The sequence below is a fragment of the Streptomyces sp. NPDC046308 genome, from assembly GCF_055588065.1.
In genome coordinates, this window is the sequence record NZ_JBVJFB010000002.1 from 767,787 (window position 1) to 794,115 (window position 26,329).

Genomic DNA, 26,329 nt, shown 5'->3' on the forward strand with positions numbered 1-26,329 from the left:
GCGTCCGGGGACGGGGCGGAACGAGGGGGCCCGGAAAAACTTAGGGCCCCCTTATCGCTTTCGGCCAAGGTTAGGCTAACCTTCCTCACGAACGGCTCAGTGGCCGCCCGGATACGCACGAAAACGGACATCGACATGCCCAAGTCCCGCACCTCCTCCCTCAGCCGTCGCGGATTCATCGCGGCAGGCGGCGCCCTCGGCCTCGTCGCGGCGCTCGCCGCATGCGGCGGCACCGACTCGGCGAAGGGCGACGGCGGCAAGGACAACGGCGCTGCGGCTTCCGGCCCCTGGACCTTCAAGGACGACCTCGGCAAGGAGGTCAGCACCAAGTCGAAGCCGAAGAACATCGTCGCCTTCACCGGCACCGCCGCGGCGCTGTACGACTACGGCGTCCAGGTCAAGGGCGTCTTCGGCCCGACGAAGACGGCGGACGGCAAGCCCGACGTCCAGGCCGGCTCGATGGACATCTCCAAGGTCGAGATCCTCGGCAACGTCTACGACGAGTTCAACGTCGAGAAGTACGCGGCCCTCCAGCCCGAGCTGCTCGTCACCAACACCTGGGACGGCACGTACTGGTACGTCCCGGAGGCCTCCAAGGACAAGATCCTGAAGCTGGCCCCGGCCGCCGCGATCTCCGTGGGCGGCGACGCCACCCTCGACAAGGCGCTGGAGCGCACCGCGGACCTCGCCAAGTCCCTGGGCGCCGACATGAACGCCAAGACCGCCGTCGACGCGAAGGCCCGCTTCGAGGCCGCCGCCGCGAAGGTGCGCGAGGCCACCAAGGCCAACCCGGGCGTCAAGGTGCTCGTGGGCTCCGGCTCCGCCGACCTGTTCTACGTCTCCACCCCGGACACCTCGGCGGACCTGAAGTACTTCAAGCAGCTCGGCGTCGAGTTCGTCACCCCCGAGAAGCTGGATGAGGGCGGCTTCTTCGAGAGCCTCAGCTGGGAGAACGCCGGCAAGTACAAGGCCGACGTCGTCCTGCTCGACAACCGCACCGGCACCCTGCAGCCGGAGGACCTGAAGGCGAAGGCCACCTGGGCCGAGCTCCCGGCGGTCAAGGCCGGCCAGATCACCCCGCGCGTCACCGAGCCGATCTACTCGTACGCCAAGTGCGCCCAGATCCTCGAGGACCTCGCGAAGTCCATCCAGAACGCCAAGAAGGTCAGCTGACCCGGTCGACCCGCGGCGCCCGGTGACCCCGGGCGCGCGTAGGCCGTTCCGACTTCCAGGGGGATCCTCCGCATGACCGCCACCGCGTCCGACGACACCGCTCCGGCCGCCGCCCACTTCAGGTTCTTCGAGCTCGAAGTCGTCCGCACCCGCCGCCTCGGCCACTCGTTCCTGCGGGTCACCTTCGGCGGGGAGTCCCTCGCGGACTTCCGCTCGGGCGGCTTCGACCAGAGCCTGTCGCTCTTCCTGCCCCCGTCCGGCCGGCAGCACACCGTGCTCCCGTCCACGGACGAGGACACCTGGTTCGCCGCCTGGCGCGGGATGCCGGACGAGGAGCGGCCGGTGATGCGCTCCTACACGGTGCGCGAGCAGCGCCGTACGCCCGGGGGTGCGGTCGAGGTCGACATCGACTTCGTCCTGCACGGCGACGCCTCGCCGGCTTCCCGGTGGGCCGGGCGTGCGGTTACCGGCCGCCGGATCCTGGCCATCGGCCCGGCCGTCGCGGAGAACAAGTCCGTGCGCTTCCAGCCGCCGGCCGCCACCGACGCGATCTGGATGTACGCGGACGAGACCGCCCTGCCGGCCGCGGCCGCGATCCTGGACCGGCTGGCCTCCGGGACCCGGGTGCGGGCCTGGTTCGAGGTCCCGCACGAGGACGACCGGCTCGCCCTGGACACGCTCGCCGACGCGGACATCACCTGGATCGTGCGCGAGGGTCACGGCCGGGAGCGGACCGAGCAGGTGCTGAGCGTGCTGCGCTCGGCCGAACCGGCCGCCGCCGAGGCCCCGTACGTCTGGCTGGCGGGTGAGGCCGGCACCATTCGCGCGGTGCGCCGCCACTTCGTGCAGGAACGATCCGTCGACCGCCGCGCGGTGCGTTTCACCGGTTACTGGCGGCTCGGCGCGAGCGAGGAGCAGCTCCTCGCCGAGGCGTACGCCGGCAAGGCCCCGAGTGAGGACCCCACGTCCGAACTGTAGGCAACTGCTCTACACAGCAAGGCCTTTGGAGAGGGGCCCTGGCTTTCGGCCAGGGCCCCTCTCCATTTGGCCTATTAGCTTAGGTTAGGCTAACCTAAACATCACATGCCCCACCCTCCCCTTCTCCCCCTGCCCGGAGGAAAGTTGATGCGCTCGCATCTGCTGAACGAGACGACCGCGGACCTCTACCGGCGTTCCGTCACCGAGGGCGTCGACCGCGTCGCCGCCAAACTCGCGACCACGGAACGACCCCACACCGGTATATCCGTCGACGAACTCGCCCCGGTCATCAACGGGATCGACCTGGACAAGCCGCTCGCGGACGCGGCCGCCGTCCTGGACGAGCTGGAGGACGTCTACCTGCGCGACGCGGTGTACTTCCACCACCCGCGCTACCTCGGGCACCTCAACTGCCCCGTCGTGATCCCCGCGGTGCTCGGCGAGGCGGTCCTCTCGGCCGTCAACTCCTCCCTCGACACCTGGGACCAGTCCATCGGCGGCACGCTCATCGAGCGCCGCCTCGTCGACTGGACCGCCCAGCGCATCGGCCTCGGCCCCGCCGCGGACGGCATCTTCACCTCCGGCGGCAGCCAGTCCAACTTCCACGCGCTGCTCCTCGCCCGTGACGAGGCCTGCCGGATCGTCATGAAGCGGGCCCTGGACGAGGGCGCCGAGCTCACCAAGGCCGAACTCCTGCCCAGGCTGCGCATCTTCACCTCCGAGGCCAGCCACTTCAGCGTGCAGAAGTCGGCCGCCATGCTCGGCCTCGGCTACGAGGCCGTCATCTCGGTGCCCGTCGACCGCAACCGCCGGATGGACACCGCGGTGCTCGCCCTGGAGCTGGAGGAGTGCGCCGCCGAAGGCCTCTTCCCGATGGCCGTCGTCGCCACCGCCGGTACCACCGACTTCGGGTCCATCGACCCGCTCCCCGAGATCGCCCGCCTGACCGCCGAGCACTCCGCGTGGATGCACGTGGACGCCGCCTACGGCTGCGGACTGCTGGTCTCCCCCACCCGCCGGCACCTCCTCGACGGCATCGAGCACGCCGACTCGGTCACGGTCGACTACCACAAGTCGTTCTTCCAGCCCGTCAGCTCCAGCGCGATGCTGGTCCGCGACCGCGACACCCTCAAGCACGCCACGTACCACGCGGACTACCTCAACCCGCGCCGCATGGCCGAGGAGCGCATCCCCAACCAGGTGGACAAGTCCATCCAGACCACGCGCCGGTTCGACGCGCTCAAGCTCTGGATGACCCTGCGCGTGATGGGCGCCGACGGCGTCGGCTCGCTCTTCGACGAGGTCGTCGACCTGGCCGCCGCCGGCTGGGACCTCATCGACGCGGACCCGCGCTTCGAGGTCGTCGTCAAGCCGCAGATCTCCACCCTCGTCTTCCGCTTCCTGCCCGGCCGGGAGGTCCCCGCCGACCTCCTCGACGAGGCCCAGCTCCACGCCCGCAAGGCGCTCTTCGCCTCCGGCGAGGCCGTCGTCGCCGGGACGAAGGTGGACGGGAAGCAGTACCTGAAGTTCACCCTCCTCAACCCGCAGACCACGACGGCCGACATCGCTGCCGTCCTCGACCTCCTCGCCGCGCACGCCGAGCAGTTCCTGGGAGAATCCCTTGCCGTCCACCACTGAGACCCACGACTTCATCGGTATCGGCCTCGGTCCCTTCAACCTGGGACTCGCCTGCCTCACCGCGCCGATCGACGAGCTGAGCGGCCTGTTCATCGAGTCGAAGCCGCACTTCGAGTGGCACGCGGGGATGTTCCTGGACGGCGCGCACCTGCAGACGCCGTTCATGTCGGACCTGGTCACCCTCGCCGACCCGACCTCGCCCTTCTCCTTCCTGAACTACCTGAAGGACCAGGACCGGCTGTACTCGTTCTACATCCGGGAGAACTTCTACCCGCTGCGCGCCGAGTACAACGACTACTGCCGCTGGGCCGCCGACCGGCTCGACAACGTCCTGTACTCCACCTCCGTCACCGAGGTCACCTACGACGAGCAGGCCGGTCTCTACGAGGTCCACACTGACAAGGGGGAGACCCACCGGGCCCGCCGCCTGGTCCTGGGCACCGGCACCCCGCCGCACGTCCCCCCGTCCTGCGAGGGTCTGGGCGGCGACTTCCTGCACAACTCCTCCTACATGCAGAACAAGGCGGAGCTGCAGAAGAAGAAGTCCATCACCCTGATCGGCTCCGGCCAGAGCGCGGCCGAGATCTACTACGACCTGCTCGCCGAGATCGACACGTACGGCTACCAGCTCAACTGGGTGACCCGCTCGCCGCGGTTCTTCCCGCTGGAGTACACGAAGCTGACGCTGGAGATGACCTCCCCCGAGTACGTGGACTACTTCCACGCGCTCCCCGAGGACACCCGCTACCGGCTGGAGACCCAGCAGAAGAACCTCTTCAAGGGCATCGACGGCGACCTGATCAACGCCATCTTCGACCTGCTCTACCAGAAGAGGATCACCATGCCGGGGCAGGTGCCGACCACCCTGCTGACCAACACCTCCCTGAACAGCACGGCGTACGACACCACCACGGGCACCTACACCCTGGGGCTGCGCCAGGAGGAGCAGGAGCGGGACTTCACCCTCGCCTCCGAGGGCCTGGTCCTGGCCACCGGATACAAGTACCAGGTGCCGGAGTTCCTCGCCCCGGTGCGCGAGCGGCTGAACTTCGACGGCCACGGCCGCCTCGACGCCGCCCGCAACTACAGCGTCGACACCACGGGCCGCGGGGTGTACCTGCAGAACGGCACCACCCACAACCACTCCCTGACCTCGCCCGACCTGGGCATGGCCGCGTACCGCAACGCCTACATCGTGGGCGAGCTCCTGGGCCGCGAGTACTACAAGGTCGAGAAGTCCATCGCGTTCCAGCAGTTCGCAGCCCCGGAAGGCACGCACGCATGAGCACCACCGAAACCCTCTTCAGCCGGACGGACCCGGCCCTCGGGACCTTCACCATCCGCCCGCTGGACCCCTTCGCCGACGCGGAGCTGCTGCACGGCTGGGTCACGCACCCCAAGGCCTCGTTCTGGATGATGCAGGACGCCTCGCTGCCGGACGTCGAGCGCGAGTACATGCGGATCGCCGCGCACGAGCACCACCACGCCTTCATCGGTCTCCACGAGGGCCGCCCGGCCTTCCTGATGGAGAGCTACGACCCGAGCGAGCTGGAACTGGTCGGCCTGTACGACGCCCGGCCCGGCGACGTCGGCATGCACTTCCTCGTCGCGCCGAGCGACCAGCCCCTCAGCGGCTTCACCCGCGCCGTGATCACCACGGTCATGGCCGCCCTCTTCGCCGACGCGCGGACGGAGCGCGTCGTCGTCGAGCCCGACGTCCGCAACACGGCCGTGCACGCCCTCAACGCGGTGGTCGGTTTCGTCCCCGAGCGCGAGATCCGCAAGCCCGAGAAGGAAGCCCTCCTCAGCTTCTGCACCCGCGCCCAGTTCGAGGCCGCCACCGGCATCACGCAGGAAGTGTCGATATGAGCCTGGCCGACGCCGTCTCCCACCTCTCCCCGGAACTGTGGGCCCGCGCCAACCGCGCGCTGGTCCGCAAGGCCCTCGCGGAGTTCTCCCACGAACGCCTCCTGACGCCGAAGCCGCTGGGCGACTCCTGGTACTCGGTCCTGAGCGACGACTCCACGGTGGAGTACCGGTTCAAGGCCGTCCTGCACGCCCTCGACCACTGGGCGGTGGACGAGTCCTCGGTCACCCGCCTGCAGGGCGGCGCCGAGCTCCCGCTGGACGCGCTCGACTTCCACATCGAGCTGCGCGAGGCGCTGGGCCTGAGCCCGGAGGTGCTGCCCGTGTACCTGGAGGAGATCTCCTCCACCCTGGCCGGCACGGGCTTCAAGTACACGAAGCCGCAGGTCTCCGCCACCGTCCTCGCGAAGTCCTCCTTCCAGGACATCGAGACGGGCATGACCGAGGGCCACCCCTGCTTCGTGGCGAACAACGGCCGTCTCGGCTTCGGCGTGCACGAGTACCTCGCGTACGCCCCGGAGACGGCGAGTCCGGTCCACCTGGTGTGGGTGGCGGCCCGCAAGGACGTCTCCACCTTCACGGCCGGCGCGGGCCTGGACCACGACTCCTTCGTCCGGGCCGAGCTGGGCGAGGAGACGGTCGCCGGGTTCGCGGCGCAGCTGGCGGCCCTGGACCTGGACCCGGCCGACTACCACCTGCTGCCCGTCCACCCCTGGCAGTGGTGGAACAAGACCACGGTCACCTTCGCCGCCGAGATCGCCAACCGCCGCCTGGTGCTGCTGGGCGAGGGCTCGGACGCGTACCTGGCGCAGCAGTCGATCCGTACGTTCTTCAACCGGAGCGCGCCGGAGAAGCACTACGTCAAGACGGCCATCTCGGTCCTCAACATGGGCTTCATGCGCGGACTCTCGGCCGCCTACATGGAGGCCACGCCGGCCATCAACGACTGGCTGCACCAGCTGATCGAGGGCGACGAGGTGCTGCGGTCGGTGGACTTCTCGATCATCCGCGAGCGTGCGGCGATCGGCTACCACCACCGCCAGTACGAGCGCGCCACCGACCGCTACTCGCCGTACCGCAAGATGCTGGCCGCGCTGTGGCGCGAGTCCCCGGTCAACTCCCTCAAGGGCGACGAGCGGCTCGCCACGATGGCCTCGCTCCTGCACGTGGACGCCGAGGGCAAGTCCTTCGTCGGCGCCCTGATCGAGGAGTCGGGGCTGACCCCGGCGCAGTGGCTGCGCCACTACCTGCGGGCCTACCTGGTCCCCCTGCTGCACTGCTTCTACCAGTACGACCTCGCGTACATGCCGCACGGCGAGAACACGATCCTCGTCATCGAGGGCGGCGTGGTGAAGCGGGCGATCTTCAAGGACATCGCCGAGGAGATCGTGGTCATGGACCCGGACGCGGTGCTGCCGCCCGCGGTCGAGCGGATCCGGGCGGACATCCCGGAGGACATGAAGCTCCTGTCCGTCTTCACGGACGTGTTCGACTGCTTCTTCCGCTTCCTGGGCCCGATCCTGGCGACGGAGGGCATCTGCGAGGAGGACACCTTCTGGCAGGCGGTGGCCGACTGCGCCCACGCCTACCAGGAGTCGATGCCGCAGCTCGCGGAGCGCTTCGCGCGGTACGACCTCTTCGCGGAGGAGTTCCAGCTGTCCTGCCTGAACCGCCTCCAGCTGCGGAACAACAAGCAGATGGTCGACCTGTCCGACCCGTCCGCCGCGCTGCAGCTGATCGGCACCCTCAAGAACCCCGTCGCGGCCTTCGCCCGGCGGTGACGCACGGGGCGGGGGCGGTGTCGATACGGTCCCTCGGCACCGCCCCCTCCCCTGGTCAACTCGTCCAGGGCACGTCCGGGGACCGGTAGAAGGCGATGCCCTGCGCGTCGAGGCGGGGCTGCTGGGCCGCCAGGCGGCGGCTGTACGAGGTCCAGTCCAGCGAGCCCGCCGGGGACCAGCCGAGCTCGGCCAGGCCCAGGACCCGCGGGAACGCCATCAGCTCCCAGTCCGCGCGCGTCGCGACGTTCTCCGTCCACAGCGGGGCCTCCACCCCCAGGACGGCGGACTCCGGGACCCCGGCCAGGTAGGCGCCGGGGTTCCAGGAGTACGACCGCTTCACCGGCACGTACCCGGCCCAGGCCAGCCCCGGCTTCGTCGCCGCCTCGTACTTCATGTCCAGATACAGCCGGTCCGCCGGCGACAGCACCAGCGGGTGGCCCGCCTTCGCCGCCGCCACCACGGCCGCCCGGTCCGCCGCCGAGGTCTTGTCGTGGCCCCAGTACTGGAGCACCGCCCCCTGCGCCGGCCGCGCCGTCGCGAGCTGGTGCCAGGCCACCACCGTCTTCCCGTACCGGCCCACCACCGCCTGCGCCCGGTCCATGAAGGCCGCGTAGTCCGCCGCCGGCGTCACGTGCGCTTCGTCGCCGCCGATGTGCAGGTAGCGGCCGGGGGTCAGCGCCGCCAGCTCGCCGAGCACCTCGTCGATGAACTCGTACGTCCGCTCCTTGGCCACGCACAGGGAGCTGAAGCCCACCTTGGTCCCGGTGTACCGGGCCGGGGCCTTGCCGTCGCAGTTCAGCTCCGGGTACGAGGCGAGCGCCGCGTTCACGTGCCCCGGCATGTCGATCTCCGGGACCACCTCCACGTACCGCTCGCCCGCGTAGGCCACCAGCTCCCGGTACTCGTCCTTCGTCCAGTGCCCGCCGGGTCCGCCGCCGACCTCGCTGCCGCCCCCGTACTCCGCCAGCCGCGGCCAGGAGTCGACCGCGAGCCGCCAGCCCTGGTCGTCGGTCAGGTGCAGGTGCAGCGTGTTGACCTTGTACTGGGCGAGCTGGTCCACGTACCGCTTGACCTGCTCCACCGAGAAGAAGTGCCGCGCGATGTCGACCATCGCCCCGCGGTACGCGAAGCGCGGCCGGTCAGTGACCGTCCCGCCCGGCACCGTCCCGGGCCCGGCCACCGGAACGAGCTGGCGCAGGGTCTGCCCGGCGCGGAAGAGGCCGGCCGGGGTCCGCGCGGTGAGGGTGATCCCGTCGGGGCCGGACTCCAGCCGGTACCCCTCCTCGCCCAGCCCTTCGGCCTCCTCCTCGATCCTGAGCCGGATCCCGTCCCCCTGCGCGCCGTCGGCCACCGGCAGCGGCAGCCCGCTCGGGCCGCGCAGCTGTTCCGCGAGGAGCTCGCCCACCCGGCGGACCTCATCGTCCGCGCCGCGGCCGGTCCGGATGACCGTGCCCGCCCCGAAGGAGTACCCGGGCCCCTCGGCGCGCGCGGAGAGCGGCGCGGGCAGCAGCCGCTCGAAGGGGGTGAGGGCCGCGGGCGGGTCGTCGCCGGGTCTGGCGTCGTCCCCGTGAGCGGCGGTGCAGGAGACGGAACCACCCGCCAGGCCGAGGGCCAGCAGGGCGCCGAGCGTGCGTCGCAGTCGCAGGACTCTCATGGGCCAGGTATAGGCCAACCGGTCCGTCCGTGACGGTGGGAGAATCGCCGGATGGCGGAAATCATCCAGAAGGACGGCACTTGGAGCTTCGACGGGGACGCGGTGCGCATCGTGCCGGGCCGCGACAAGGGGGTGGCGCTGTTGCGGCAGACCCTCGGCGAGGTGGTCGTACCGCTGCGCGCGATCGCGGGGATCTCCTACGAGCCGAGCCGGAAGGCGGGCCGGCTGCGGCTGCGGCTGCGTGACGGCGCGGACCCCCTGCTCCAGGTGACGGGCGGACGTCTGCCGGAGGCCTCCGACCCGTACCGGCTGACCGTGGAGTCGGACCGCAGCGGGGTCGCGGAGTACTTCGTGGACGAGGTGCGCAACGCGCTGCTGCTGGACCAGGTGGACCCCGGCCCGGTGGACACCTACCTGCTGCCGGGGCCGGCCGTGCCGATCGCGGTGGGCGCGGGCGACGGGACGGCGGCCTTCGACGGCGAGCGGGTGGCCCTGGACTGGAACTGGACGACGGAGGAGGCCAAGCGCTCCGCCGGGCCGCGGGAGTTCCGGATCAGCGACCTGCGCACGGTGGAGTGGTCCCCGTCGAAGGGCCTGGAGAACGGCTGGCTGCGCTTCACCCTGACGGGCGCCCCGCCCGCCCCGGCGCCCAAGTACGACCCGCACACCGTGGAGCTCTTCGGTTTCAAGAAGGACCCGCTGATGGCGCTGGTCGCGGCGGCCGTGGCTGTACGGATGCCCCACCCGGCGGCGCCGCAGGAGGGCCCGGCGGACGCGGTCCCCGCGCCCGCGGAGCTCTCCTCGGCGGCGGCTCCCGCCGAGGACCACGACACCCTGCTGCGACGGCTGCGCGAGCTGGGCGATCTGCACCAGGCCGGGGTCCTGACGGCTGAGGAGTTCGCCGCGGCGAAACAGGCCGTTCTGCGGCGTTTCTAACCGGAGTCACCCATTCACTGGTCCAGACCAGGGAGATCCTGCCCGGATTCGGGCAGGATCTTTGCGTTCGGCGCCGTTAGCCGCCAATATCTACGAGTGCTCGATCGCCGCCCGTCGCATGACGACCTCGTCGACCACCTGGTGCGCAGCACCGCGCTGCAGCGCGGCGAAGCCGCCCGGGTGGTACTCGACGTGCTCGCCTACTTCGACGAGACGACCGAGGAGTTCGTCCGCCGCCGCCACCGGGAACTGCAGTCCGGCGGAGCGGTCAACGCGGAGATCTTCGAGCGGATCGCGGCCGAACTGCCGCACCGCGCCGTGGCGCCTCCGGAGCTCTCGCTCCGGCAGCTGCGCCGCATCGTCTACGGCTGAGCCGGCGGCCGCGGACGCGGCTGCCGGCGGGTACACGAACCGAACTTCAGGAGGGGCAAAACCGTATGTGCGGAATCGTCGGTTACATCGGCAAGCGTGACGTGGCACCGCTGCTGCTGGAGGGCCTGCAGCGGCTGGAGTACCGCGGATACGACTCCGCGGGCATCGTCGTGAACAGCCCGAAGGCGTCCGCCCTGAAGGTGGTCAAGGCCAAGGGCCGCGTCCGCGAGCTGGAGTCCCGCGTCCCCAAGCGCTTCGCCGGCACCACCGGCATCGCCCACACCCGCTGGGCCACGCACGGCGCCCCGAGCGACATCAACTCGCACCCGCACCTGGACGCCGACAACAAGGTCGCCGTCGTCCACAACGGCATCGTCGACAACGCCTCCGAGCTGCGCGCCAAGCTCGAGGCCGAGGGCGTCGTCTTCGTGTCGGAGACCGACACCGAGGTGATCGTCCACCTGATCGCCCGCTCCGAGGCCGAGTCCCTGGAGGACAAGGTCCGCGAGGCCGTCAAGGCGATCGAGGGCACCTACGGCATCGCCGTCATGCACGCCGACTTCGCCGACCGCATCGTCGTCGCCCGCAACGGCTCGCCGGTCGTCCTCGGCATCGGCGAGAAGGAGATGTTCGTCGCCTCGGACGTCGCCGCCCTGGTCGCGCACACCCGCCAGGTCGTCACCCTCGACGACGGCGAGATGGCCACCCTGAAGGCCGACGACTTCCGGACCTACACCACCAGCGGTGCTACCACCACCGCCACGCCGGAGACCGTCGAGTGGGAGGCCGCCTCGTACGACATGGGCGGCCACGACACGTACATGCACAAGGAGATCTCCGAGCAGCCCGACGCGGTCGACCGCGTGCTGCGCGGCCGGATCGACGACCGCTTCAACACCGTGCACCTGGGCGGCCTGAACCTGGACCCGCGCGAGGCGCGCGGCATCCGTCGGGTCAAGATCCTCGGCTGCGGCACCTCGTACCACGCGGGCCTCATCGGCGCCGGCCTCATCGAGGGCATGGCCCGCATCCCCGCGGACGCCGAGCCGGCGTCCGAGTTCCGCTACCGCAATCCGGTCGTGGACCCCGACACCCTCTACATCGCGGTCTCCCAGTCGGGCGAGACGTACGACGTGCTCGCGGCCGTGCAGGAGCTCAAGCGCAAGGGCGCCCGCGTCCTCGGCGTGGTCAACGTGGTCGGCTCCGCGATCGCCCGCGAGGCCGACGGCGGCGTGTACGTGCACGCCGGCCCCGAGGTCTGCGTCGTCTCCACCAAGTGCTTCACCAACACGGTCGTGGCCTTCGCGCTGCTCGCCGTGCACCTGGGCCGCATCCGGGACCTGTCGGTCACCGACGGCAAGCGGATCATCGAGGGCCTGCGCAAGCTGCCCTCGCAGATCCAGGAGATCCTCGACGGCGAGGAGGACATCAAGAAGCTCGCGGCCGAGTTCGCCGAGGCCAAGTCGATGATGTTCATCGGCCGGGTGCGCGGCTACCCGGTGGCCCTGGAGGCCTCCCTCAAGCTGAAGGAGATCTCCTACATCCACGCCGAGGCCTACCCGGCCTCCGAGCTCAAGCACGGCCCCCTCGCCCTGATCGAGCCCTCGCTGCCGACGGTCGCGATCGTTCCGGACGACGACCTGCTGGAGAAGAACCGCGCGGCGCTGGAGGAGATCAAGGCCCGCAGCGGCCGGATCCTGGCGGTCGCCCACCGCGAGCAGGAGAAGGCGGACCACACCATCGTGGTCCCGAAGAACGAGGACGAGCTGGACCCGATCCTGATGGGCATCCCGCTCCAGCTGCTGGCGTACCACACGGCCCTGGCCATGGGCCGGGACATCGACAAGCCGCGCAACCTGGCGAAGTCGGTGACCGTCGAGTAGCCGACGGCCCCCCGTCACACGAGTCGACCCCCGTGCGCACCGCGCACGGGGGTCGATTGCGTTGGAGCCCTGCGGATCCCTGCGGATCCCCGCGGATTCCGGGGGTGCTCAGCTCGCGGCGACGGCGCCGCGCCGGGACTTGCCGACGGCCATCGGCCAGTGCGCCAGGGCCGCAGTGGCCCCGTACCAGGCCAGCAGCCCGGACACGGCGGCGACCCAGCCGCCTGCCTTGGCGAGCCCGCCGCTGTCCATGAAGGAACCTATCGCCAGCAGGACGAGCGACAGGGTCAGCAGACCGTAGACGCCCTGGCTGAACAGACCGCTCGCGGCGGCGACCGTGAGGGTCAGCGCGAGCATCGCGAACAGGACGAGAAACGTTCCGGCGGCTTCGTCGGAGACCGAGGCGCCCGCGCCCTTGGCCCAGGTGAACCAGAAGATGCCGAGGCCCGCGAACGCGGTGCCGTTGAACCCGTCGCCGCCGCGGTACTCCAGGAGCCCGAGGAGGAACAGGGCCGCGCCGCCGACGTACATCGCGAGCGACACGGAGTTGGCAGCGGACACGCCGTCGATGACACCGGTGTGGCCGATACCGAACGCGAGAAGGGTGAGACCCAGGGCGATGTTCCCGAGGGTCGAAGTCGAGGCCGTGCTTCCCGCAGAGACACCATTGTCCACGGCGGGCTCCCTTCGATCTGCAGTTGTTTGCTGCGTCCCAGCAGCATTTATCTACCCTTTACACGAGGGCACAACCGCACAATCGACTTAACAGAGGGTCACGGAATGACAACGACGGGTCGCTGCGCGCGCTTGGCGAGACGGCCGGCCACCGAGCCGAAGATCCGGCCCACGATCCCGTGCGTGGAACCCACCACGATGGCGTCGGCCGAATACTCCCGGCCGACCTCCTCCAGCTCATGGCAGATGTCACCACCCCGCTCGACGAGGATCCACGGCACTTCCGCCAGGTAGTCCGCACAGGCGAGTTCCAGCCCGAGCACCTCGGTGCGGTGGTCCGGCACGTCCACGAAGACGGGCGGCTCGCACCCCGCCCACACGGTGGTGGGCAGCCGGTTGGCGACGTGGACGATGATCAGACCGGATCCGGAGCGCCGCGCCATGCCGATCGCGTACGCGAGGGCACGCTCACTGGACGTGGATCCGTCGAATCCCACAACGACTCCGTGCCGGAAGGCCGGATCGCAGGGCATGCGTGTCTGTTCCACCGCGCGCAGATCGGCGGCCGACGCGGGGTCGGCGAGGCGTTTGCGCTTGCGGTCCGCGGGTTCGGAGAATTCGTGACCGGCCATGGGTGTCTCGGCGAAGAGGTCCTTGGAGGAAGGAACAGGGGAGAAATCGGCGACGCAGTGTGACGGAGCTCTGTCCGGGAAGCATCTTCCCAAGCCCATACCCACCAGGGTACGGCGACACTCCTGTCCTGCACAGGGCTTGCCGCCCTTGGAGAGCGTCCCAGGGAGCATGCCGGAGCGAGCGCTCCTTGGCAATGACCACTGTCCCCTACAGCCAGTGACGAGACGGGGGCGTCGCCACCCGTGCGCGCAGTGACCGAGCCCCGCCGCGCGGCGTTGGACACGAGTCCGACCGTCCAGGAAGAGCCCGCAGGGAGCACGCCGTGCCCGGTCATCCGGTCCACCCCGTCCGACCAGCTCAGCCGACGCAGTCCGTCCGGTCCCTCCAGCCCGCCGACCCGGGTCCGCGTTCGACCCCGTCGGAGCGCCCGGGACGCCATTCGTCCCCTCACCCGTCCGTGCGGTCCGCCGCGCGCGCCCATGACGACCCCGCGGGTGACGTGGTGCGCTGGGCCGCCTTCAGCTGCCTGCTCGTCCCCGTGGTCCTCGTCGTCTACGGAACCTCCTTCGGCGGGGCGGCCGTCGCGACCCTCGGCCTGCTGGCCGTGACGGCCGCGTGCCGGGTGCTGCTGCGCCACTCGGAGAAGGCGGAGCGGGCCGCGGCGCGGGTCCTGACGGAGGAGCGGTCGCCGCGGTCCCGCCGCCGCCGGCACTCGCGCGGCGGGGCCGGGAACCCGCGCGGCTGCCACGGCTCCGGAGCCGGGTCCCCGCAGGACTGACTCATTCGCACACCCACACCCGCACGTTTTCAGCCAACTTCCCGGCAGGGTGCCCTCCTTGCCGGAATGTCCCCCCAACCCCCTCACCACCAGCGACTACAGCACCCGAGGGGCGCAGAGGCCCTACGGGTACTGGCCACAGCCGGGCGGCGGACTTCCCATTCGGGTAGCGGAGCGGAACGCTTACTGATCGAATGCTTTTCGCCAAGTTGAGAAGTCGACATAGCGCTGCGTGCTGAACTTGTCACGCCGACACCACGGGACGCAGTAGATTCGATCATGTATTTACGGCGGGGGATCCACGTGCAAGGCCGAGGGGAAACGTGCAGGTGCGACCAGACCAAGGAGTCGCGACACCCAAGGGGGGCTTAGCGCCATGAGCCAGGATTCCACCGCCGTCGTCACAGACGCCGGCCGGAAGCTCGCGGGGCGTCGCCGCAGGGAGATCGTCGCGGTGCTGCTCTTCAGCGGCGGACCGATCTTCGAGAGCTCCATTCCACTTTCCGTGTTCGGCATTGACCGGCAGGACGCGGGAGTTCCACGCTACCGACTGCTCGTGTGCGCCGGTGAGGACGGTCCGCTGAGGACCACCGGCGGACTCGAACTGACCGCGCCATACGGGTTGGAGGCGATCGCCCGGGCAGGCACGGTCGTCGTTCCCGCCTGGCGCTCCATCACTTCACCGCCGCCTCCCGAGGCGCTGGACGCACTGCGTCTGGCGCACGAGGAGGGGGCCCGGATCGTCGGACTGTGCACGGGAGCCTTCGTGCTCGCCGCCGCCGGTCTGCTGGACGGCCGGCCCGCGACGACGCACTGGATGTACGCGCCGACGCTGGCCAAGCGGTACCCGTCCGTCCATGTCGATCCGCGCGAACTGTTCGTCGACGACGGCGACGTGCTCACGTCCGCGGGCACCGCGGCCGGAATCGACCTGTGCCTGCACATCGTGCGCACGGACCACGGCAGCGAGGCGGCCGGGGCCCTGGCCCGCAGGCTCGTCGTGCCGCCGCGCCGCACGGGCGGTCAGGAGCGCTATCTCGACCGGTCGCTGCCGGAGGAGATCGGCGCCGACCCGCTGGCCGAGGTCGTCGCCTGGGCGCTGGAGCACCTCCACGAGCAGTTCGACGTGGAGACCCTGGCGGCCCGCGCCTACATGAGCAGGCGCACCTTCGACCGCCGGTTCCGCTCGCTCACCGGCAGCGCGCCGCTGCAGTGGCTGATCACCCAGCGGGTGCTCCAGGCGCAGCGGCTGCTGGAGACCTCCGACTATTCGGTCGACGAGGTCGCCGGGCGCTGCGGGTTCCGCTCGCCGGTCGCCCTCCGGGGTCACTTCCGGCGGCAGCTGGGGTCCTCCCCGGCCGCCTACCGCTCCGCCTACCGGGCACGCCGGCCGCAGGCCGACGTCGCGCAGGTGGCCGAGATCTCGGGGCCGGTCCCGCACCAGCGCACTCCGCAGCCCCACCGGGCGGCGGCGGCACTGGCCGCTGCGGGCCCGACGGTCACGGAGCTCTACGCCCCGGGCCGGGTCCTGCGGGAACACGCGTAACCCACCGCGGGTACGACGAACGGAAGGTCCCCCATCGGTCACCGCCGATGGGGGACCTTCCGCTTATGCGGTCCGCTCCGCGGGGGACCGCATAAGGTGGGACACATGAACGATCGCATGGTGTGGATCGACTGCGAGATGACCGGGCTCTCGTTGACGGACGACGCACTTATCGAGGTGGCCGCACTGGTCACCGACTCGGAGCTCAACGTGCTCGGCGAAGGCGTGGACATCGTGATCCGCCCGCCGGACGCGGCCCTGGAGACCATGCCCGACGTGGTGCGCGAGATGCACACCGCCTCGGGGCTGCTCGACGAGCTGGCCGGCGGGACCACCCTCGCGGACGCCGAGGCGCAGGTCCTGGCATACGTACGGGAGCACGTGAAGGAGCCCCGCAAGGCGCCGCTCTGCGGGAACTCGGTCGGCACCGACCGCGGCTTCCTGCTGCGCGACATGGCGGCGCTGGAGAGCTACCTGCACTACCGGATCGTGGACGTGTCCTCGGTCAAGGAGCTGGCGCGCCGCTGGTACCCGCGGGCCTACTTCAACAGCCCCCCGAAGAACGGCAACCACCGGGCGCTGGCGGACATCAAGGACTCCATCACCGAGCTGCGCTACTACCGGGAGGCGGTCTTCGTGCCGCAGCCCGGGCCCGACTCGGACACCGCCCGGACCATCGCCGCGAAGCACGCCGCGCCGGGCGCGTAGTACCTCCCGGAGAAGGGCGCGGGAAAGGGTGGAGCGAGCACCCTCCCGGACCCTGTACCCTTTTCTTCGGCCGGTCGGTTTTCCGACCGGACATGGTGGGTGTAGCTCAGTTGGTAGAGCACCTGGTTGTGGTCCAGGTGGCCGCGGGTTCAAGTCCCGTCACTCACCCTGTGGGAAGGCCCCGATCGCGAAGGCGATCGGGGCCTTCCGCGTTCCTACGAGGACTCGCGGACCACCAGCCGGTTCGGCAGCACGACGGACGCCTCGGCCGTCTCGGCCGCCTCCCCCGCGATCCTCGCCAGCAGCACCTGCGCCATGGTGCGGCCCATCTCCTCGATCGGCTGCCGGACGCTGGTCAGCGGCGGATCCATGTGCCGGGCGACCACCGAGTCGTCGAAGCCGACGAGCGCCACGTCCTGCGGTATCCGGCGGCCGGCCGCGCGCAGCTCCCGCAGGGCGCCCGCCGCCATGACGTCCGAGGCGGCGAAGACCGCGTCGAGCCCGGGGCGGCGGTCCAGGAGCTCGCGCATGGCCCGGCGGCCGCCGTCCTCGGTGAAGTCACCGACCGCGATCAGCGTCTCGTCGACGGTGTGGCCGGCGGCGGCCAGGGCCTGCCGGTAGCCGTCGAGCCGGCACTGGGCCCCGTACACGTCCAGCGGTCCGGTGATCGTGGCGACCGTGCGGCGGCCCCGCGCGAGGAGGTGGCGTACCGCCTCGGCCGCGCCCGCCAGGTTGTCGGAGTCGACGGACGGCAGCGTCTCGGCGGCGGAGCGGCGGCCGCTGATCACGGTCGGGATGCCGAGCTCGGCCAGCAGCTCCGGCAGCGGGTCCCCGGCGTGGACGGAGACGAGCAGGACGCCGTCCACGCGGTGCCCGGACAGGTACTGGGCGAGACGGCGGCGCTCGCGGTCGCTGCCGGCCAGGGTCAGGACGAGCTGGACGTCGGTCTCGGCGAGGGCGGCACCGACCCCGCGGACCACTTCGGAGAAGTAGGGCTCGGCGAAGAAGCGCGCCTCGGGCTCGGGGATCACGAGGGCGATGGCGTCGTTGCGGTTGGCCGCCAGCGCCCGCGCGGCACGGTTCGGCACGTACCCCAGCTCCGCCACCGCGGCCTCGACCGCGGCCCGGGTATGCTCGCTGACCTTGGGGGATCCGTTGATCACCCGGGAGACCGTGCCGCGCCCTACCCTGGCGCGCGCCGCGACCTCCTCCAGCGTGGGCCGTCCCCCGCTGCGCCCGTGCCCGTTCATGGCTTCCTCCCGGTTGTGAATCTACCCCTTGACGACTGTGGGAGCGCTCCCACACTGTGTCACAGACACCCGGCACGTTCCGTCCTTCAGGGAGGATGCACATGCGAGCCCAAGCCCGAGTGCGAAGAAACCTCGTCACGGTGGTCACCGCGGTGGGCGCGGCCGCCCTGCTGCTCGCGGGTTGCGCGCAGGACCCGGCCGAGAAGTCCGACGCCGACGCCCCGGCCGACGGCAAGGGGAAGACCACCCTCACCGTCGGGGTCTTCGGGGCCTTCGGCCTCAAGGAGGCCGGGCTCTACGACGACTACATGGCGCAGAATCCCGGGATCCGGATCGAGCAGACCTCCATCGAGCGCAACGAGAACTACTACCCCCAGCTCCTCACCCACCTGGGCACGGGCAGCGGGCTCGCGGACATCCAGGCCGTCGAGGTCAACAACATCGCCGAGATCACCGCCACCCAGGCCGACAAGCTCGTCGACCTCGGCAAGGCTCCGGGCGTCGACAAAGCCGCGTACCTGCCGTGGAAGTGGGCGCAGGGCACGGCGAGCGCGGCGAAGGGCGGGGCGACGGTCGGCCTCGGTACCGACATCGGCCCGCAGGGCATCTGCTACCGCAAGGACCTCTTCGAGGCGGCCGGGCTGCCCACCGACCGCGCCGCGGTCGGGGCGCTGTGGGCGGGCGACTGGAACAAGTACCTGGAGACGGGCCGGGCGTACAAGGCGAAGGCGGGCGACGGGAAGGCCTTCGTGGACTCGGCCTCGGGCGTGATGGCAGCGGTGACCGGGAGCAGCGCCCAGCGGTTCTACGACGAACAGGGCAAGGTCGTCTACAAGACCAACCCGGCGGTGCGCGGGGCCTTCGACCTGGCGGCCTCCTTCGCCACCGACGGGCTGAGCGCCAAGCTCCAGCAGTTCACCCCGGGCTGGGACCAGGGCTTCGCCAACGGCTCCTTCGCCACGGTCTCCTGCCCGGCCTGGATGCTCGGCTACATCCAGGACAAGGCGGGCCCGGCGGGCAAGGACAAGTGGGACGTGGCGCAGGCGCCGAAGCCCAGCAACTGGGGCGGCTCCTTCCTCGTGGTGCCGAAGGCGGGCAAGCACGCCCAGGAGGCGGCGAAGCTGGCGGCCTGGCTGACGGCCCCGGAGCAGCAGGCGAAGCTGTTCGAGAAGCGGGGCAGCTTCCCGAGCGCGAGCGCCGCGTACAAGCTGCCGTCGGTGTCGGGCGCGCAGCACGCGTACTTCGGCGGCGCCCCCATCGGCGAGATCTTCGCGAAGGCGGCGCAGGGGGTGCCGGTGACGGTGGTCGGCCCGAAGGACCTGGTGATCTCGCAGAACCTGGCGGACATCGGCATGCTCCAGGTCGACCAGAAGGGCCGTTCGCCGCAGGAGGGCTGGGAGGCCGCCGTGAAGGCGATCGACAACGCCCTGGACCAGTGAGGCGCCGGTGACGGACGAGACCGCTGTCCTGTCCCCCTCCGCCGTCGGCCCGCAGCGGCCGGCGGCGGAGGGGGGCGGCCGGGGCGGGCGGGGCGGGCGGGGTCAGGTGTGGCGCTCGCGCCGCTACCGCTGGGACCTGCGCTTCAGCCCGTACGCCTTCGTGGCGCCCTTCTTCCTCTTCTTCGCCGCCTTCGGGCTGTTCCCGCTGCTCTACACGGGCTGGGCGGCGCTGCACCAGGTGGAGCTGACCGATCCGGACAGCATGACGTGGGTGGGGCTGAAGAACTTCACCCGGCTGTGGGGCGACGAGTTCTTCTGGAACGCGCTGCGCAACACCTTCACCATCGGGCTGCTGTCCACGGTTCCGCAGCTGGCGATCGCGCTCGGCCTGGCCCATCTGCTCAACTACAAGCTGCGCGGTTCCGCCTTCTTCCGGGTCGCGCTGCTCACCCCGTACGCGACGTCGGTGGCGGCCGCGACCCTCGTGTTCGTGCTGCTGTTCGGCCGGGACTACGGGATGATCAACTGGGCGCTGTCGGGGGTCGGTTTCGGGGCGGTCGACTGGCAGAACGGCACCTTCGCCTCGCAGTTGGCGGTGTCCACCATCGTGATCTGGCGGTGGACCGGCTACAACGCGCTGATCTACCTGGCCGCCATGCAGGCCGTCCCGGGCGAGCTGTACGAGTCCGCCGCGCTGGACGGGGCCTCGCCCTGGCAACAGTTCCGGCACGTCACGGTGCCCTCGCTGCGGCCGACGATCTTCTTCACCTGTGTCGTGTCGACGATCGGGGCGACGCAGCTGTTCGGGGAGCCGCTGCTGTTCAACGGCGGGGGCGCTGCCACGGGCGGCTCGGACCACCAGTTCCAGACGCTCGGGCTGTACCTGTACGAGCAGGGCTGGGTGAACCTGCACCTCGGCCGGGCCTCGGCCATCGCGTGGGCGATGTTCCTGATCCTGCTGCTGATCGCCGGGGCGGCGCGGCTGCTGAGCGGACGGAAGGACTCCCGATGAGGTCACTGCGCGCGGGCCGGTTCGCGTACCTGGTCCTCGGCCTGTTCACGGCCGGCTCGCTCTTCCCGCTCGTGTGGACGGCGATCGCGGCCTCCCGGAACAGCACGCGGCTGGCGCAGACCCCGCCGCCGTTCTGGTTCGGCGGGAACCTGGGGCACAACCTCCAGGTCGCCTGGACCGACGCCAACATGGGCACCGCCCTGCTGAACACCGTGATCGTGGCGGGTACGGTCACCGCGGGCACCGTGCTCTTCTCGACCCTGGCGGGCTTCGCCTTCGCCAAGCTCCGCTTCCGCGGCCAACGGACGCTGATGGCGTTGGTGATCGGGACGATGCTGATCCCGCCGCAGCTGAGCGTGGTGCCGCTCTACATGCTGATCGCGAAGCTGTCGTGGACCGACCGTCTCCAGGCGGTGATCCTGCCGACCCTGGTGGGTGCCTTCGGGGTGTTCTTCATGCGCCAGTACCTGGTGCACGCGCTGCCGATCGAATTGGTGGAGGCGGCGCGCACCGACGGCGCGAGTTCCTTACGGGTCATGTGGCACGTGGTGTTCCCGGCCGCTCGACCGGCGATGGCGGTGCTGGGGATGCTGACCTTCGTCATGGCCTGGAACGACTTCTTCTGGCCGATCGTCGCGCTGACCCAGAACGGCAGCCCGACGGTGCAGGTGGCCCTGACCGGGCTGGGCCGCGGCTACATACCGGACCAGTCGGTCATCATGGCGGGTGCCCTGCTGGGGACGCTCCCGCTGCTGCTCGTGTTCATCGTCTTCGGCCGCCAGATCGTTGGCGGCATCATGCAGGGAGCGGTCAAGGGATGACGGACATGCGATTCCCCGAGGGTTTCCTCTGGGGCACGGCCACGGCGGCCTTCCAGATCGAGGGCGGGTCCGCCTCGCGCGGGCCCTCGATCTGGGACACCTTCTGTGCCACGCCGGGGAAGGTGTACGGCGGGCACACGGGCGACGTGGCGGCCGACCACCTCCGGCTGTGGCGCGAGGACGTCCGGCTGATGGCCGAACTCGGGCTCGGGGCCTACCGGTTCTCGGTGTCCTGGCCGCGCGTGCTGGCCGGCGGGATCGGCTTCTACGACGCGCTCGTCGACGAGTTGCTCTCCCACGGGATCACCCCCTGCGTGACCCTCTACCACTGGGACCTCCCGCAGGAGCTGGAGGCCGCCGGGGGCTGGCCCGAACGGGAGACGGCCTACGCCTTCGCCTCGTACGCGGCGCAGGTCGCGGAGGTGCTGGGCGACCGGGTGGAGCTCTGGACCACGCTCAACGAGCCCTGGTGCAGTGCCTTCCTCGGCTACGCCTCCGGGGTGCACGCCCCGGGCCGCACCTCTCCCGCCGACTCCCTGCGCGCCGCCCATCACCTGAGCCTGGCCCACGGCTTGGCCGCCGCCGCGCTGCCCGCCCGGTCCCGGGTCGGCATCGCGCTCAACCCCAGTGCGGTGCGGCCGCTGACGCCGTCGGCGGCCGACGCGGACGCCGCGCGCCGTATCGACGCCCTGGCCAACCGGATCTTCACCGGGCCGCTGCTGCACGGCGCCTATCCGCAGGACCTGCTGGCGGACACCGCCCCGGTGACCGACTGGTCCTTCGTGCGCCCCGGCGACGAGGCGCTGATCCACCAGCCGCTGGACTTCCTCGGCGTGAACTACTACACCCCGGCGGTGGTCTCGGCCTCCCCCGGCGGGGACGGCCCGCGCGCCGACGGCCACGGCGGCACGGCCCACTCCCCCTGGCCCGCGGCGGACACGGTGGCCTTCCACCAACCGCCGGGCGAGCGGACCGACATGGGCTGGTCGATCGACCCGAGCGGCCTCTACGACCTGCTGATGCGCTTCACCCGCGAGGCGCCCGGCCTGCCGCTGCTGGTCACCGAGAACGGCGCGGCGTACGCCCCGGACGTGCACGACCCGCTCCGCATCGCGTACCTGGAGGCCCATCTCGCCACCGTCCACCGCGCCTTGGCGGACGGCGCCCCCGTCGAGGGCTATTTCCTGTGGTCGCTGCTGGACAACTTCGAATGGTCCTACGGCTACAGCAAGCGCTTCGGCATCGTGCACGTGGACTACGAGACCCAGGTCCGCACCCCGCGTTCCAGCGCCCACTGGTACTCCCGCCTGGCTCGCGAGGGGGCCTTCTGAGAGCCGGGCGCGGCGCCGGTCAGCGGTGGACCGGGGCGGAGCCGGCCGCCCGGTCCGCGCAGGACCACGGCGGCGACCACGGCGGCGACCTCGGCGACGCCCGCCGGGTCGAGGCCCGGCGCCCGGAGCCGGAACGACTCCCTCACCTGAGACCACGCGCTGCGCCGCTCAGGCCGCGAAGGCGTCGGCGTGGTCTTCCGCCCAGGTTTCGAAGGTACGCGCCGGGTGGCCGGTGAGGCGCTCGACGCTGTCGGTGATCTCGGCGGGGAGGCCGTCCGAGGAGGCCCAGAAGTCCAGCAGGGCATCGGCGTAGGGGCCGGGTATGTAACCGTCGACCTCGGACTTCCACTGCTCGGCGGATACGGCCTCGAAGGGTATGGGCCGCCCGAGCACCTCGCCGAGTATCGCGAGCTGGGTCGCGAAGGTCAGCGACTGCGGGCCGGTCAGGGTGTAGGCGCGGCCGGCGAGGGCGGGGTCGGTGAGGACGGCGAAGGCCGCCTCGGCCAGGTCGGCCTCGTGGACGGGGTCGCAGTAGGCGCCCGGGTAAGGCAGGTGGACCGGCCGGCCCGACTTCACCGACCAGGCCCAGCCCTGGGCATTGCTCGCGAAGGAACCCGGGCGCAGCACGGTGGTGCGCAGCGGGGAGGCCGACAGGGCCTGTTCGACGGCGAGGTGGGACGCGGACAGGGGGCTGCCGGCGGCGTCGGGGCCGAGCACCGAGGAGGAGGACAGGAGCACGACGTGCTCGACCCCCGCGCCCACGGCCTCCTTGACGAAGGCGTCGACACCGGAGGCCTCCGCATAGAGGAAGACGGAGCGGACACCGGCGAGAGCGCCGGGGAAGGTCGACGGATCGGTGAGGTCACAGTGGACCGCATCGGGGATGTCCCGCTGGCGGGAGCCGAGACGGTAGGGGACGCCGTGGGCGTCGAGGAGGGCGCTGAGGCCGCGGGCGACGGCGCCGCGGCCGCCGGTGACGAGAATCGACATGGCTGACTGGTTCCTCATCTGGAGTTGGGCATAGAATCCGCATGTGACGCAGATTCTGTGCGACACATTCTCTGCGTCACACAGTTAAATTTGAAGCACGGAGGATCCGATGTCAACCGATCCCACTCGTACGAGTGGTGCGGAGTGGAGCCGCGCCGAACTGCTGGCGCGCATCGTCACCGAGAGCCAGCGGCACTACGCCGACTACTCCCTCTTCAACCAGGCCATGGCGGACCACGTCGGCCTCCACCCCACCGACATGCAGTGCGTCGCCCTCCTCGACATGGAGCCCGGACCCGTCAGCACCGGCGACATCGCCCGCCTCACCGGCCTGACCTCCGGTTCCGCCACCCGCCTCGTCGACCGCATGGTCAAGGCGGGCGTCGTCGAGCGGCACGCCGACCCGAACGACCGCCGCCGCTCCCTCGTGTCCCTCTCGCCCGCGGCCCGCGAGCGGATCGGCGCGGCGTGGGACACCCCCGGCCGCGCCTTCGGCGCCGTCCTGGAGAGCTACTCCGACACCGAACTCGCCGTCATCGCCGACTACCTGCACCGCGCCGCCGAGGTCGGCCGGGCCCAGGCCCAGCGGCTCAACTCGGGGGAAACCGGCTGACGGTCTTCCGAGGGGGCCGTTGCGCCACTACGGTCCCGCTCAACGGGCAACAGCGCGCGCCGGAGAAACGGGAGGGTCGGCGTGCGGTCGGAGGTTGTCCGTGTCCCAGCCCGTCCCCGCGCCCACGCCCGCACCCGAGCCCGCACCCACGCCGGAGTCCGCCCCCACGTCCGCACCTGAGCCCGCGGCCCCGGCCGGCGGCTTCCGCCGGGTGTTCGCACTCGGCGGCGCCGCCCTCCCCCTCCACGCGTTCCTCGCCCGGCTCCCCGCCGCGCTCTGCCCCGTCGGCACGCTCCTGCTCATCAACGCCCGCGACGGCATCGGCGACGCCGGCGCCGTCGCCGCGGCGCTCTGGCTCGGCCAGGCCCTCGGCGGCCCCGTCATCGGCCGGCTCGCCGACCGGCGCGGCCACCGCCCCGTGCTGCTCGTCGCCTGCGCCGCGAACTCCGCCGCCCTCCTCGCCCTCGTCGCCGCCGTCCTCGGCGGGCTGCCGCTGGCCGCCCGCATGGCGTTCGCCGTCGCCGCCGGACTCACCGTGCCGCAGATCGGACCGTTGGCCAGGGCCCGTTGGGCGCGGCTGGCCGGCGCGGACAAGAAGCTGCTCGGGTCCGCCCTGTCCTTCGACACCACCCTGGACGAGGTCGGATTCATGGTCGGTCCCGCGCTGGCCGGCATCCTGGCCGTCACCGTGCACCCCGCCGCGGCGCTCCTCCTCGCGGCCGCGCTGATCCTGGTGTCCGGCACGCTGTTCGCGGTGCATCCGACGGCTCCGGGCCCGGCCGTCGCCACGCCGGGCGCGCGGGCCGGCGTACGGCTGTGGTCGCCCGGGCTGGCCCTGCTGTTCGCGCTGGCGGTGCTCCAGGGGGCCGCCTGGAGCGGGGCGAACACCGGGGTCAACGCCCTCGCCGAGTCGGTCGGCGAGGCGGGCGCGGCCGGGCTGGTGTGGGCCGCCATGGCCGTGACCAGCTCCGTCGCCGGCTTCGTCACGGTCGGCCGGCCCGGATCGGCGGACCTGACCGTGCGGCTGCGGTGGACGATCGCGGTGCAGGCGGCGCTCACGCTGCCGCTGCTGGTGGTGTCCGGCCTGTGGGGCGCGTCCTTCGCCGTCGCGGGTATCGGACTGGCCGTCGCGCCCCACCTGATCGCGCTGTTCGGGCTGGTGGAACGGGCCGGTCCGGCGGAGCGGATGAGCGAGGCCATGACCGTGGTCGGCAGTGGGCTGATCCTCGGCCAGGCGCTGGCCGCGGCGTTGGCGGGGCCGCTGGCGAGCGCGTACGGCCATCGGGCGGCCTTCGCCGTCGCGTGCGCCGCGGCGGCCGCCTCGGCGGCCGTCGCGTGCGCCGCGGCGGCCGCCTCGGCGGTACTGGCGATTGCCTCCGGCGGGTCGGCAGAGGTAAGGCCGGCTGCGCCGGTTGCCTCCGGCGGGTCGGCCGAAGTGAAACCGGCTGCCCCCGGGCCGGGCGTTGCCCCAAGGCCGGACACCCGTTAGCTGCGCCGGTTGCCTCCGGCGGGTCGACAGAAGTGAGGCCGGCCGCGCCCGGGCCGGGCGTTGCGACGCCGAGGCCGGGCACCCGTTGGCTGCGCCGGTTGCCTCCGGCGGGTCGGCCGAAGTCAAACCGGCTGCCCCCAGGCCGGGCGTTGCGCCGAGGCCGGACACCGGTTGACTGCGCCGGTTGCCTCCGGCAGGCCGGCAGCGGTGAAACCGGCTGCCCCCGGGCCGGGCGTTGCGCCGAGGCCGGGCACCCGTTGGCTGCGCCGCCCGGGCCGGGTCGGGCTCGGGCCGGCTGCGCCGGTTGCCTCCGGCGGGTCGGCAGAGGTGAAACCGGCTGCGCCCGGGCCGGGCGTTGCGCCGAGGCCGGGCACCCGTTGGCTGCGCCGCCCAGGACCGGTCGGGACCGTCAGGGCGAGGAGTGCATCGCCGCCAGACCCTTCGCCAGCTCCTCGGCGTTCATGACGGGGGCCACCTCCAGCTCGGCGTGGAACTGCAGGAACATGTCCTCCATCAGCGCCGGCATCCGCGAGCTGTCGTCCAGGTCGAAGACCATCCAGCAGGAGCGGACGCCCTCGTGCAGACCGAAGTAGGCCGCCTCCGGCTTCACCGCGTCCATCAGCTTCTTGACCGCCTGGGGCAGCGAGCCGGTCTTGACGCCCTCGTTGGTGGCGGCCGTGTCAAAGTGCGCCCTGAGCATGACCCTCATGCGTGGCTCCTTCCGTCACGCCCACCCTCGGCGCGGCCCGGGGGCGCGGCAACA

Annotated in this window: 24 protein-coding genes and 1 tRNA gene; 19 read left to right on the forward strand and 6 right to left on the reverse strand. The window is 71.3% G+C overall.

The window, feature by feature from the left end:
- Window positions 1-135: 135 nt before the first annotated feature.
- The 6 genes from ACZ6JT_RS10825 to ACZ6JT_RS10850 all read left to right on the forward strand — a co-directional run bounded on the left by ACZ6JT_RS10825 (window position 136) and on the right by ACZ6JT_RS10850 (window position 7,436).
- Window positions 136-1,173, forward strand: coding sequence for an ABC transporter substrate-binding protein (locus ACZ6JT_RS10825; protein WP_469209108.1), 1,038 nt, complete (start codon window positions 136-138; stop codon window positions 1,171-1,173).
- Between the two features lie 72 nt (window positions 1,174-1,245).
- Window positions 1,246-2,151: a siderophore-interacting protein gene (locus ACZ6JT_RS10830; RefSeq protein ID WP_469209109.1), complete on the forward strand. Its 906-nt coding sequence runs from the start codon at window positions 1,246-1,248 to the stop codon at window positions 2,149-2,151.
- A 147-nt stretch (window positions 2,152-2,298) separates the two neighbouring features.
- The gene (locus ACZ6JT_RS10835) at window positions 2,299-3,789 is read left to right on the forward strand and encodes a pyridoxal phosphate-dependent decarboxylase family protein (protein ID WP_469209110.1); all 1,491 of its coding nucleotides are present in this window, start codon (window positions 2,299-2,301) and stop codon (window positions 3,787-3,789) included.
- Window positions 3,773-5,074, forward strand: coding sequence for a lysine N(6)-hydroxylase/L-ornithine N(5)-oxygenase family protein (locus ACZ6JT_RS10840; RefSeq protein WP_469209111.1), 1,302 nt, complete (start codon window positions 3,773-3,775; stop codon window positions 5,072-5,074). The genes ACZ6JT_RS10835 and ACZ6JT_RS10840 overlap by 17 nt, the downstream gene beginning before the upstream one ends.
- Window positions 5,071-5,658 carry a GNAT family N-acetyltransferase gene (locus ACZ6JT_RS10845; protein WP_469209112.1) on the forward strand — a complete coding sequence of 196 codons (588 nt, stop codon included), beginning with the start codon at window positions 5,071-5,073 and terminating at the stop codon, window positions 5,656-5,658. The genes ACZ6JT_RS10840 and ACZ6JT_RS10845 overlap by 4 nt, the downstream gene beginning before the upstream one ends.
- Complete coding sequence (locus ACZ6JT_RS10850) at window positions 5,655-7,436, forward strand: IucA/IucC family protein (protein ID WP_469209113.1); 1,782 nt, start codon at window positions 5,655-5,657, stop codon at window positions 7,434-7,436. Before ACZ6JT_RS10845 ends, ACZ6JT_RS10850 begins: the two co-directional genes overlap by 4 nt.
- Before the next feature lie 55 nt (window positions 7,437-7,491).
- On the opposite strand, the gene ACZ6JT_RS10855 is transcribed toward ACZ6JT_RS10850, so the two are convergent.
- Window positions 7,492-9,090, reverse strand: a complete 1,599-nt coding sequence (locus tag ACZ6JT_RS10855) for a beta-N-acetylhexosaminidase (RefSeq protein WP_469209114.1) — start codon at window positions 9,088-9,090, stop codon at window positions 7,492-7,494.
- A gap of 51 nt (window positions 9,091-9,141) precedes the next feature.
- Here ACZ6JT_RS10855 and ACZ6JT_RS10860 point away from each other — a divergent pair, with 51 nt between their 5' ends.
- The 3 genes from ACZ6JT_RS10860 (at window position 9,142) to glmS (ending at window position 12,281) form a co-directional block, all read left to right on the forward strand.
- Complete coding sequence (locus ACZ6JT_RS10860; RefSeq protein ID WP_469209115.1) at window positions 9,142-10,026, forward strand: DUF4429 domain-containing protein; 885 nt, start codon at window positions 9,142-9,144, stop codon at window positions 10,024-10,026.
- 96 nt (window positions 10,027-10,122) lie between these two features.
- Window positions 10,123-10,398 carry a hypothetical protein gene (locus ACZ6JT_RS10865; protein WP_030008735.1) on the forward strand — a complete coding sequence of 92 codons (276 nt, stop codon included), beginning with the start codon at window positions 10,123-10,125 and terminating at the stop codon, window positions 10,396-10,398.
- Window positions 10,399-10,463: 65 nt separating this feature from the next.
- A complete protein-coding gene (gene glmS / locus ACZ6JT_RS10870) occupies window positions 10,464-12,281 on the forward strand; it encodes a glutamine--fructose-6-phosphate transaminase (isomerizing) (protein WP_469209116.1) in 1,818 nt (605 codons plus the stop codon).
- Window positions 12,282-12,389: 108 nt separating this feature from the next.
- Here the strand turns inward: glmS and ACZ6JT_RS10875 are convergent, their stop codons facing one another.
- Together ACZ6JT_RS10875 and ACZ6JT_RS10880 are read right to left on the reverse strand one after the other, a co-directional pair.
- Window positions 12,390-12,956 carry an acetate uptake transporter gene (locus ACZ6JT_RS10875; RefSeq protein WP_469209117.1) on the reverse strand — a complete coding sequence of 189 codons (567 nt, stop codon included), beginning with the start codon at window positions 12,954-12,956 and terminating at the stop codon, window positions 12,390-12,392.
- A gap of 98 nt (window positions 12,957-13,054) precedes the next feature.
- Window positions 13,055-13,588, reverse strand: coding sequence for a universal stress protein (locus ACZ6JT_RS10880; protein ID WP_030718175.1), 534 nt, complete (start codon window positions 13,586-13,588; stop codon window positions 13,055-13,057).
- 458 nt (window positions 13,589-14,046) lie between these two features.
- Between ACZ6JT_RS10880 and ACZ6JT_RS10885 the strand changes: the two genes are divergently transcribed.
- The 4 genes from ACZ6JT_RS10885 to ACZ6JT_RS10900 all read left to right on the forward strand — a co-directional run bounded on the left by ACZ6JT_RS10885 (window position 14,047) and on the right by ACZ6JT_RS10900 (window position 16,789).
- Window positions 14,047-14,367: a hypothetical protein gene (locus ACZ6JT_RS10885; RefSeq protein ID WP_469209118.1), complete on the forward strand. Its 321-nt coding sequence runs from the start codon at window positions 14,047-14,049 to the stop codon at window positions 14,365-14,367.
- Between the two features lie 376 nt (window positions 14,368-14,743).
- A complete protein-coding gene (locus ACZ6JT_RS10890) occupies window positions 14,744-15,913 on the forward strand; it encodes a helix-turn-helix domain-containing protein (RefSeq protein WP_030718170.1) in 1,170 nt (389 codons plus the stop codon).
- A gap of 105 nt (window positions 15,914-16,018) precedes the next feature.
- Window positions 16,019-16,621, forward strand: a complete 603-nt coding sequence (orn, locus tag ACZ6JT_RS10895; RefSeq protein ID WP_351588178.1) for an oligoribonuclease — start codon at window positions 16,019-16,021, stop codon at window positions 16,619-16,621.
- 95 nt (window positions 16,622-16,716) lie between these two features.
- A tRNA-His gene (locus tag ACZ6JT_RS10900) sits at window positions 16,717-16,789 on the forward strand.
- Between the two features lie 47 nt (window positions 16,790-16,836).
- Here ACZ6JT_RS10900 and ACZ6JT_RS10905 read toward each other — a convergent pair.
- The gene (locus ACZ6JT_RS10905) at window positions 16,837-17,871 is read right to left on the reverse strand and encodes a LacI family DNA-binding transcriptional regulator (RefSeq protein ID WP_469209119.1); all 1,035 of its coding nucleotides are present in this window, start codon (window positions 17,869-17,871) and stop codon (window positions 16,837-16,839) included.
- A 101-nt stretch (window positions 17,872-17,972) separates the two neighbouring features.
- Here ACZ6JT_RS10905 and ACZ6JT_RS10910 point away from each other — a divergent pair, with 101 nt between their 5' ends.
- The 4 genes from ACZ6JT_RS10910 to ACZ6JT_RS10925 are packed head-to-tail and all read left to right on the forward strand — an operon-like array spanning window position 17,973 to window position 22,474.
- On the forward strand, window positions 17,973-19,310 hold the full coding sequence (locus tag ACZ6JT_RS10910; RefSeq protein WP_469209120.1) for an ABC transporter substrate-binding protein: 1,338 nt from the start codon (window positions 17,973-17,975) through the stop codon (window positions 19,308-19,310).
- Between the two features lie 7 nt (window positions 19,311-19,317).
- A complete protein-coding gene (locus ACZ6JT_RS10915) occupies window positions 19,318-20,322 on the forward strand; it encodes a carbohydrate ABC transporter permease (protein WP_469209121.1) in 1,005 nt (334 codons plus the stop codon).
- Entirely contained in the window at window positions 20,319-21,143 is an 825-nt protein-coding gene (locus tag ACZ6JT_RS10920; protein ID WP_469209122.1) for a carbohydrate ABC transporter permease, read from the forward strand. Before ACZ6JT_RS10915 ends, ACZ6JT_RS10920 begins: the two co-directional genes overlap by 4 nt.
- Window positions 21,140-22,474, forward strand: coding sequence for a GH1 family beta-glucosidase (locus ACZ6JT_RS10925; RefSeq protein ID WP_469209123.1), 1,335 nt, complete (start codon window positions 21,140-21,142; stop codon window positions 22,472-22,474). Before ACZ6JT_RS10920 ends, ACZ6JT_RS10925 begins: the two co-directional genes overlap by 4 nt.
- A 168-nt stretch (window positions 22,475-22,642) precedes the next feature.
- On the opposite strand, the gene ACZ6JT_RS10930 is transcribed toward ACZ6JT_RS10925, so the two are convergent.
- Entirely contained in the window at window positions 22,643-23,464 is an 822-nt protein-coding gene (locus ACZ6JT_RS10930) for an NAD(P)H-binding protein (protein ID WP_469209124.1), read from the reverse strand.
- Window positions 23,465-23,573: 109 nt separating this feature from the next.
- Between ACZ6JT_RS10930 and ACZ6JT_RS10935 the strand changes: the two genes are divergently transcribed.
- On the forward strand, window positions 23,574-24,077 hold the full coding sequence (locus ACZ6JT_RS10935) for a MarR family winged helix-turn-helix transcriptional regulator (RefSeq protein WP_469209125.1): 504 nt from the start codon (window positions 23,574-23,576) through the stop codon (window positions 24,075-24,077).
- 100 nt (window positions 24,078-24,177) lie between these two features.
- Window positions 24,178-25,566, forward strand: a complete 1,389-nt coding sequence (locus tag ACZ6JT_RS10940; protein WP_469209126.1) for an MFS transporter — start codon at window positions 24,178-24,180, stop codon at window positions 25,564-25,566.
- A 409-nt stretch (window positions 25,567-25,975) separates the two neighbouring features.
- Here ACZ6JT_RS10940 and ACZ6JT_RS10945 read toward each other — a convergent pair whose 3' ends face one another.
- Window positions 25,976-26,275, reverse strand: coding sequence for a DUF3303 family protein (locus tag ACZ6JT_RS10945; protein WP_469209127.1), 300 nt, complete (start codon window positions 26,273-26,275; stop codon window positions 25,976-25,978).
- Window positions 26,276-26,329: the final 54 nt, after the last annotated feature.

What these genes read in the sequence shown, in the direction of transcription:
- ACZ6JT_RS10825 (WP_469209108.1), top strand. Translation starts at nt 136, where the DNA reads ATGCCCAAGTCCCGCACCTCCTCCCTCAGCCGTCGCGGATTCATCGCG.
- ACZ6JT_RS10830 (WP_469209109.1), top strand. Translation starts at nt 1,246, where the DNA reads ATGACCGCCACCGCGTCCGACGACACCGCTCCGGCCGCCGCCCACTTC.
- ACZ6JT_RS10835 (WP_469209110.1), top strand. Translation starts at nt 2,299, where the DNA reads ATGCGCTCGCATCTGCTGAACGAGACGACCGCGGACCTCTACCGGCGT.
- ACZ6JT_RS10845 (WP_469209112.1), top strand. Translation starts at nt 5,071, where the DNA reads ATGAGCACCACCGAAACCCTCTTCAGCCGGACGGACCCGGCCCTCGGG.
- ACZ6JT_RS10850 (WP_469209113.1), top strand. Translation starts at nt 5,655, where the DNA reads ATGAGCCTGGCCGACGCCGTCTCCCACCTCTCCCCGGAACTGTGGGCC.
- ACZ6JT_RS10855 (WP_469209114.1), bottom strand. Translation starts at nt 9,090, where the DNA reads ATGAGAGTCCTGCGACTGCGACGCACGCTCGGCGCCCTGCTGGCCCTC.
- ACZ6JT_RS10860 (WP_469209115.1), top strand. Translation starts at nt 9,142, where the DNA reads ATGGCGGAAATCATCCAGAAGGACGGCACTTGGAGCTTCGACGGGGAC.
- glmS (WP_469209116.1), top strand. Translation starts at nt 10,464, where the DNA reads ATGTGCGGAATCGTCGGTTACATCGGCAAGCGTGACGTGGCACCGCTG.
- ACZ6JT_RS10880 (WP_030718175.1), bottom strand. Translation starts at nt 13,588, where the DNA reads ATGGCCGGTCACGAATTCTCCGAACCCGCGGACCGCAAGCGCAAACGC.
- ACZ6JT_RS10890 (WP_030718170.1), top strand. Translation starts at nt 14,744, where the DNA reads ATGAGCCAGGATTCCACCGCCGTCGTCACAGACGCCGGCCGGAAGCTC.
- orn (WP_351588178.1), top strand. Translation starts at nt 16,019, where the DNA reads ATGAACGATCGCATGGTGTGGATCGACTGCGAGATGACCGGGCTCTCG.
- ACZ6JT_RS10905 (WP_469209119.1), bottom strand. Translation starts at nt 17,871, where the DNA reads ATGAACGGGCACGGGCGCAGCGGGGGACGGCCCACGCTGGAGGAGGTC.
- ACZ6JT_RS10910 (WP_469209120.1), top strand. Translation starts at nt 17,973, where the DNA reads ATGCGAGCCCAAGCCCGAGTGCGAAGAAACCTCGTCACGGTGGTCACC.
- ACZ6JT_RS10920 (WP_469209122.1), top strand. Translation starts at nt 20,319, where the DNA reads ATGAGGTCACTGCGCGCGGGCCGGTTCGCGTACCTGGTCCTCGGCCTG.
- ACZ6JT_RS10925 (WP_469209123.1), top strand. Translation starts at nt 21,140, where the DNA reads ATGACGGACATGCGATTCCCCGAGGGTTTCCTCTGGGGCACGGCCACG.
- ACZ6JT_RS10930 (WP_469209124.1), bottom strand. Translation starts at nt 23,464, where the DNA reads ATGTCGATTCTCGTCACCGGCGGCCGCGGCGCCGTCGCCCGCGGCCTC.
- ACZ6JT_RS10935 (WP_469209125.1), top strand. Translation starts at nt 23,574, where the DNA reads ATGTCAACCGATCCCACTCGTACGAGTGGTGCGGAGTGGAGCCGCGCC.
- ACZ6JT_RS10945 (WP_469209127.1), bottom strand. Translation starts at nt 26,275, where the DNA reads ATGAGGGTCATGCTCAGGGCGCACTTTGACACGGCCGCCACCAACGAG.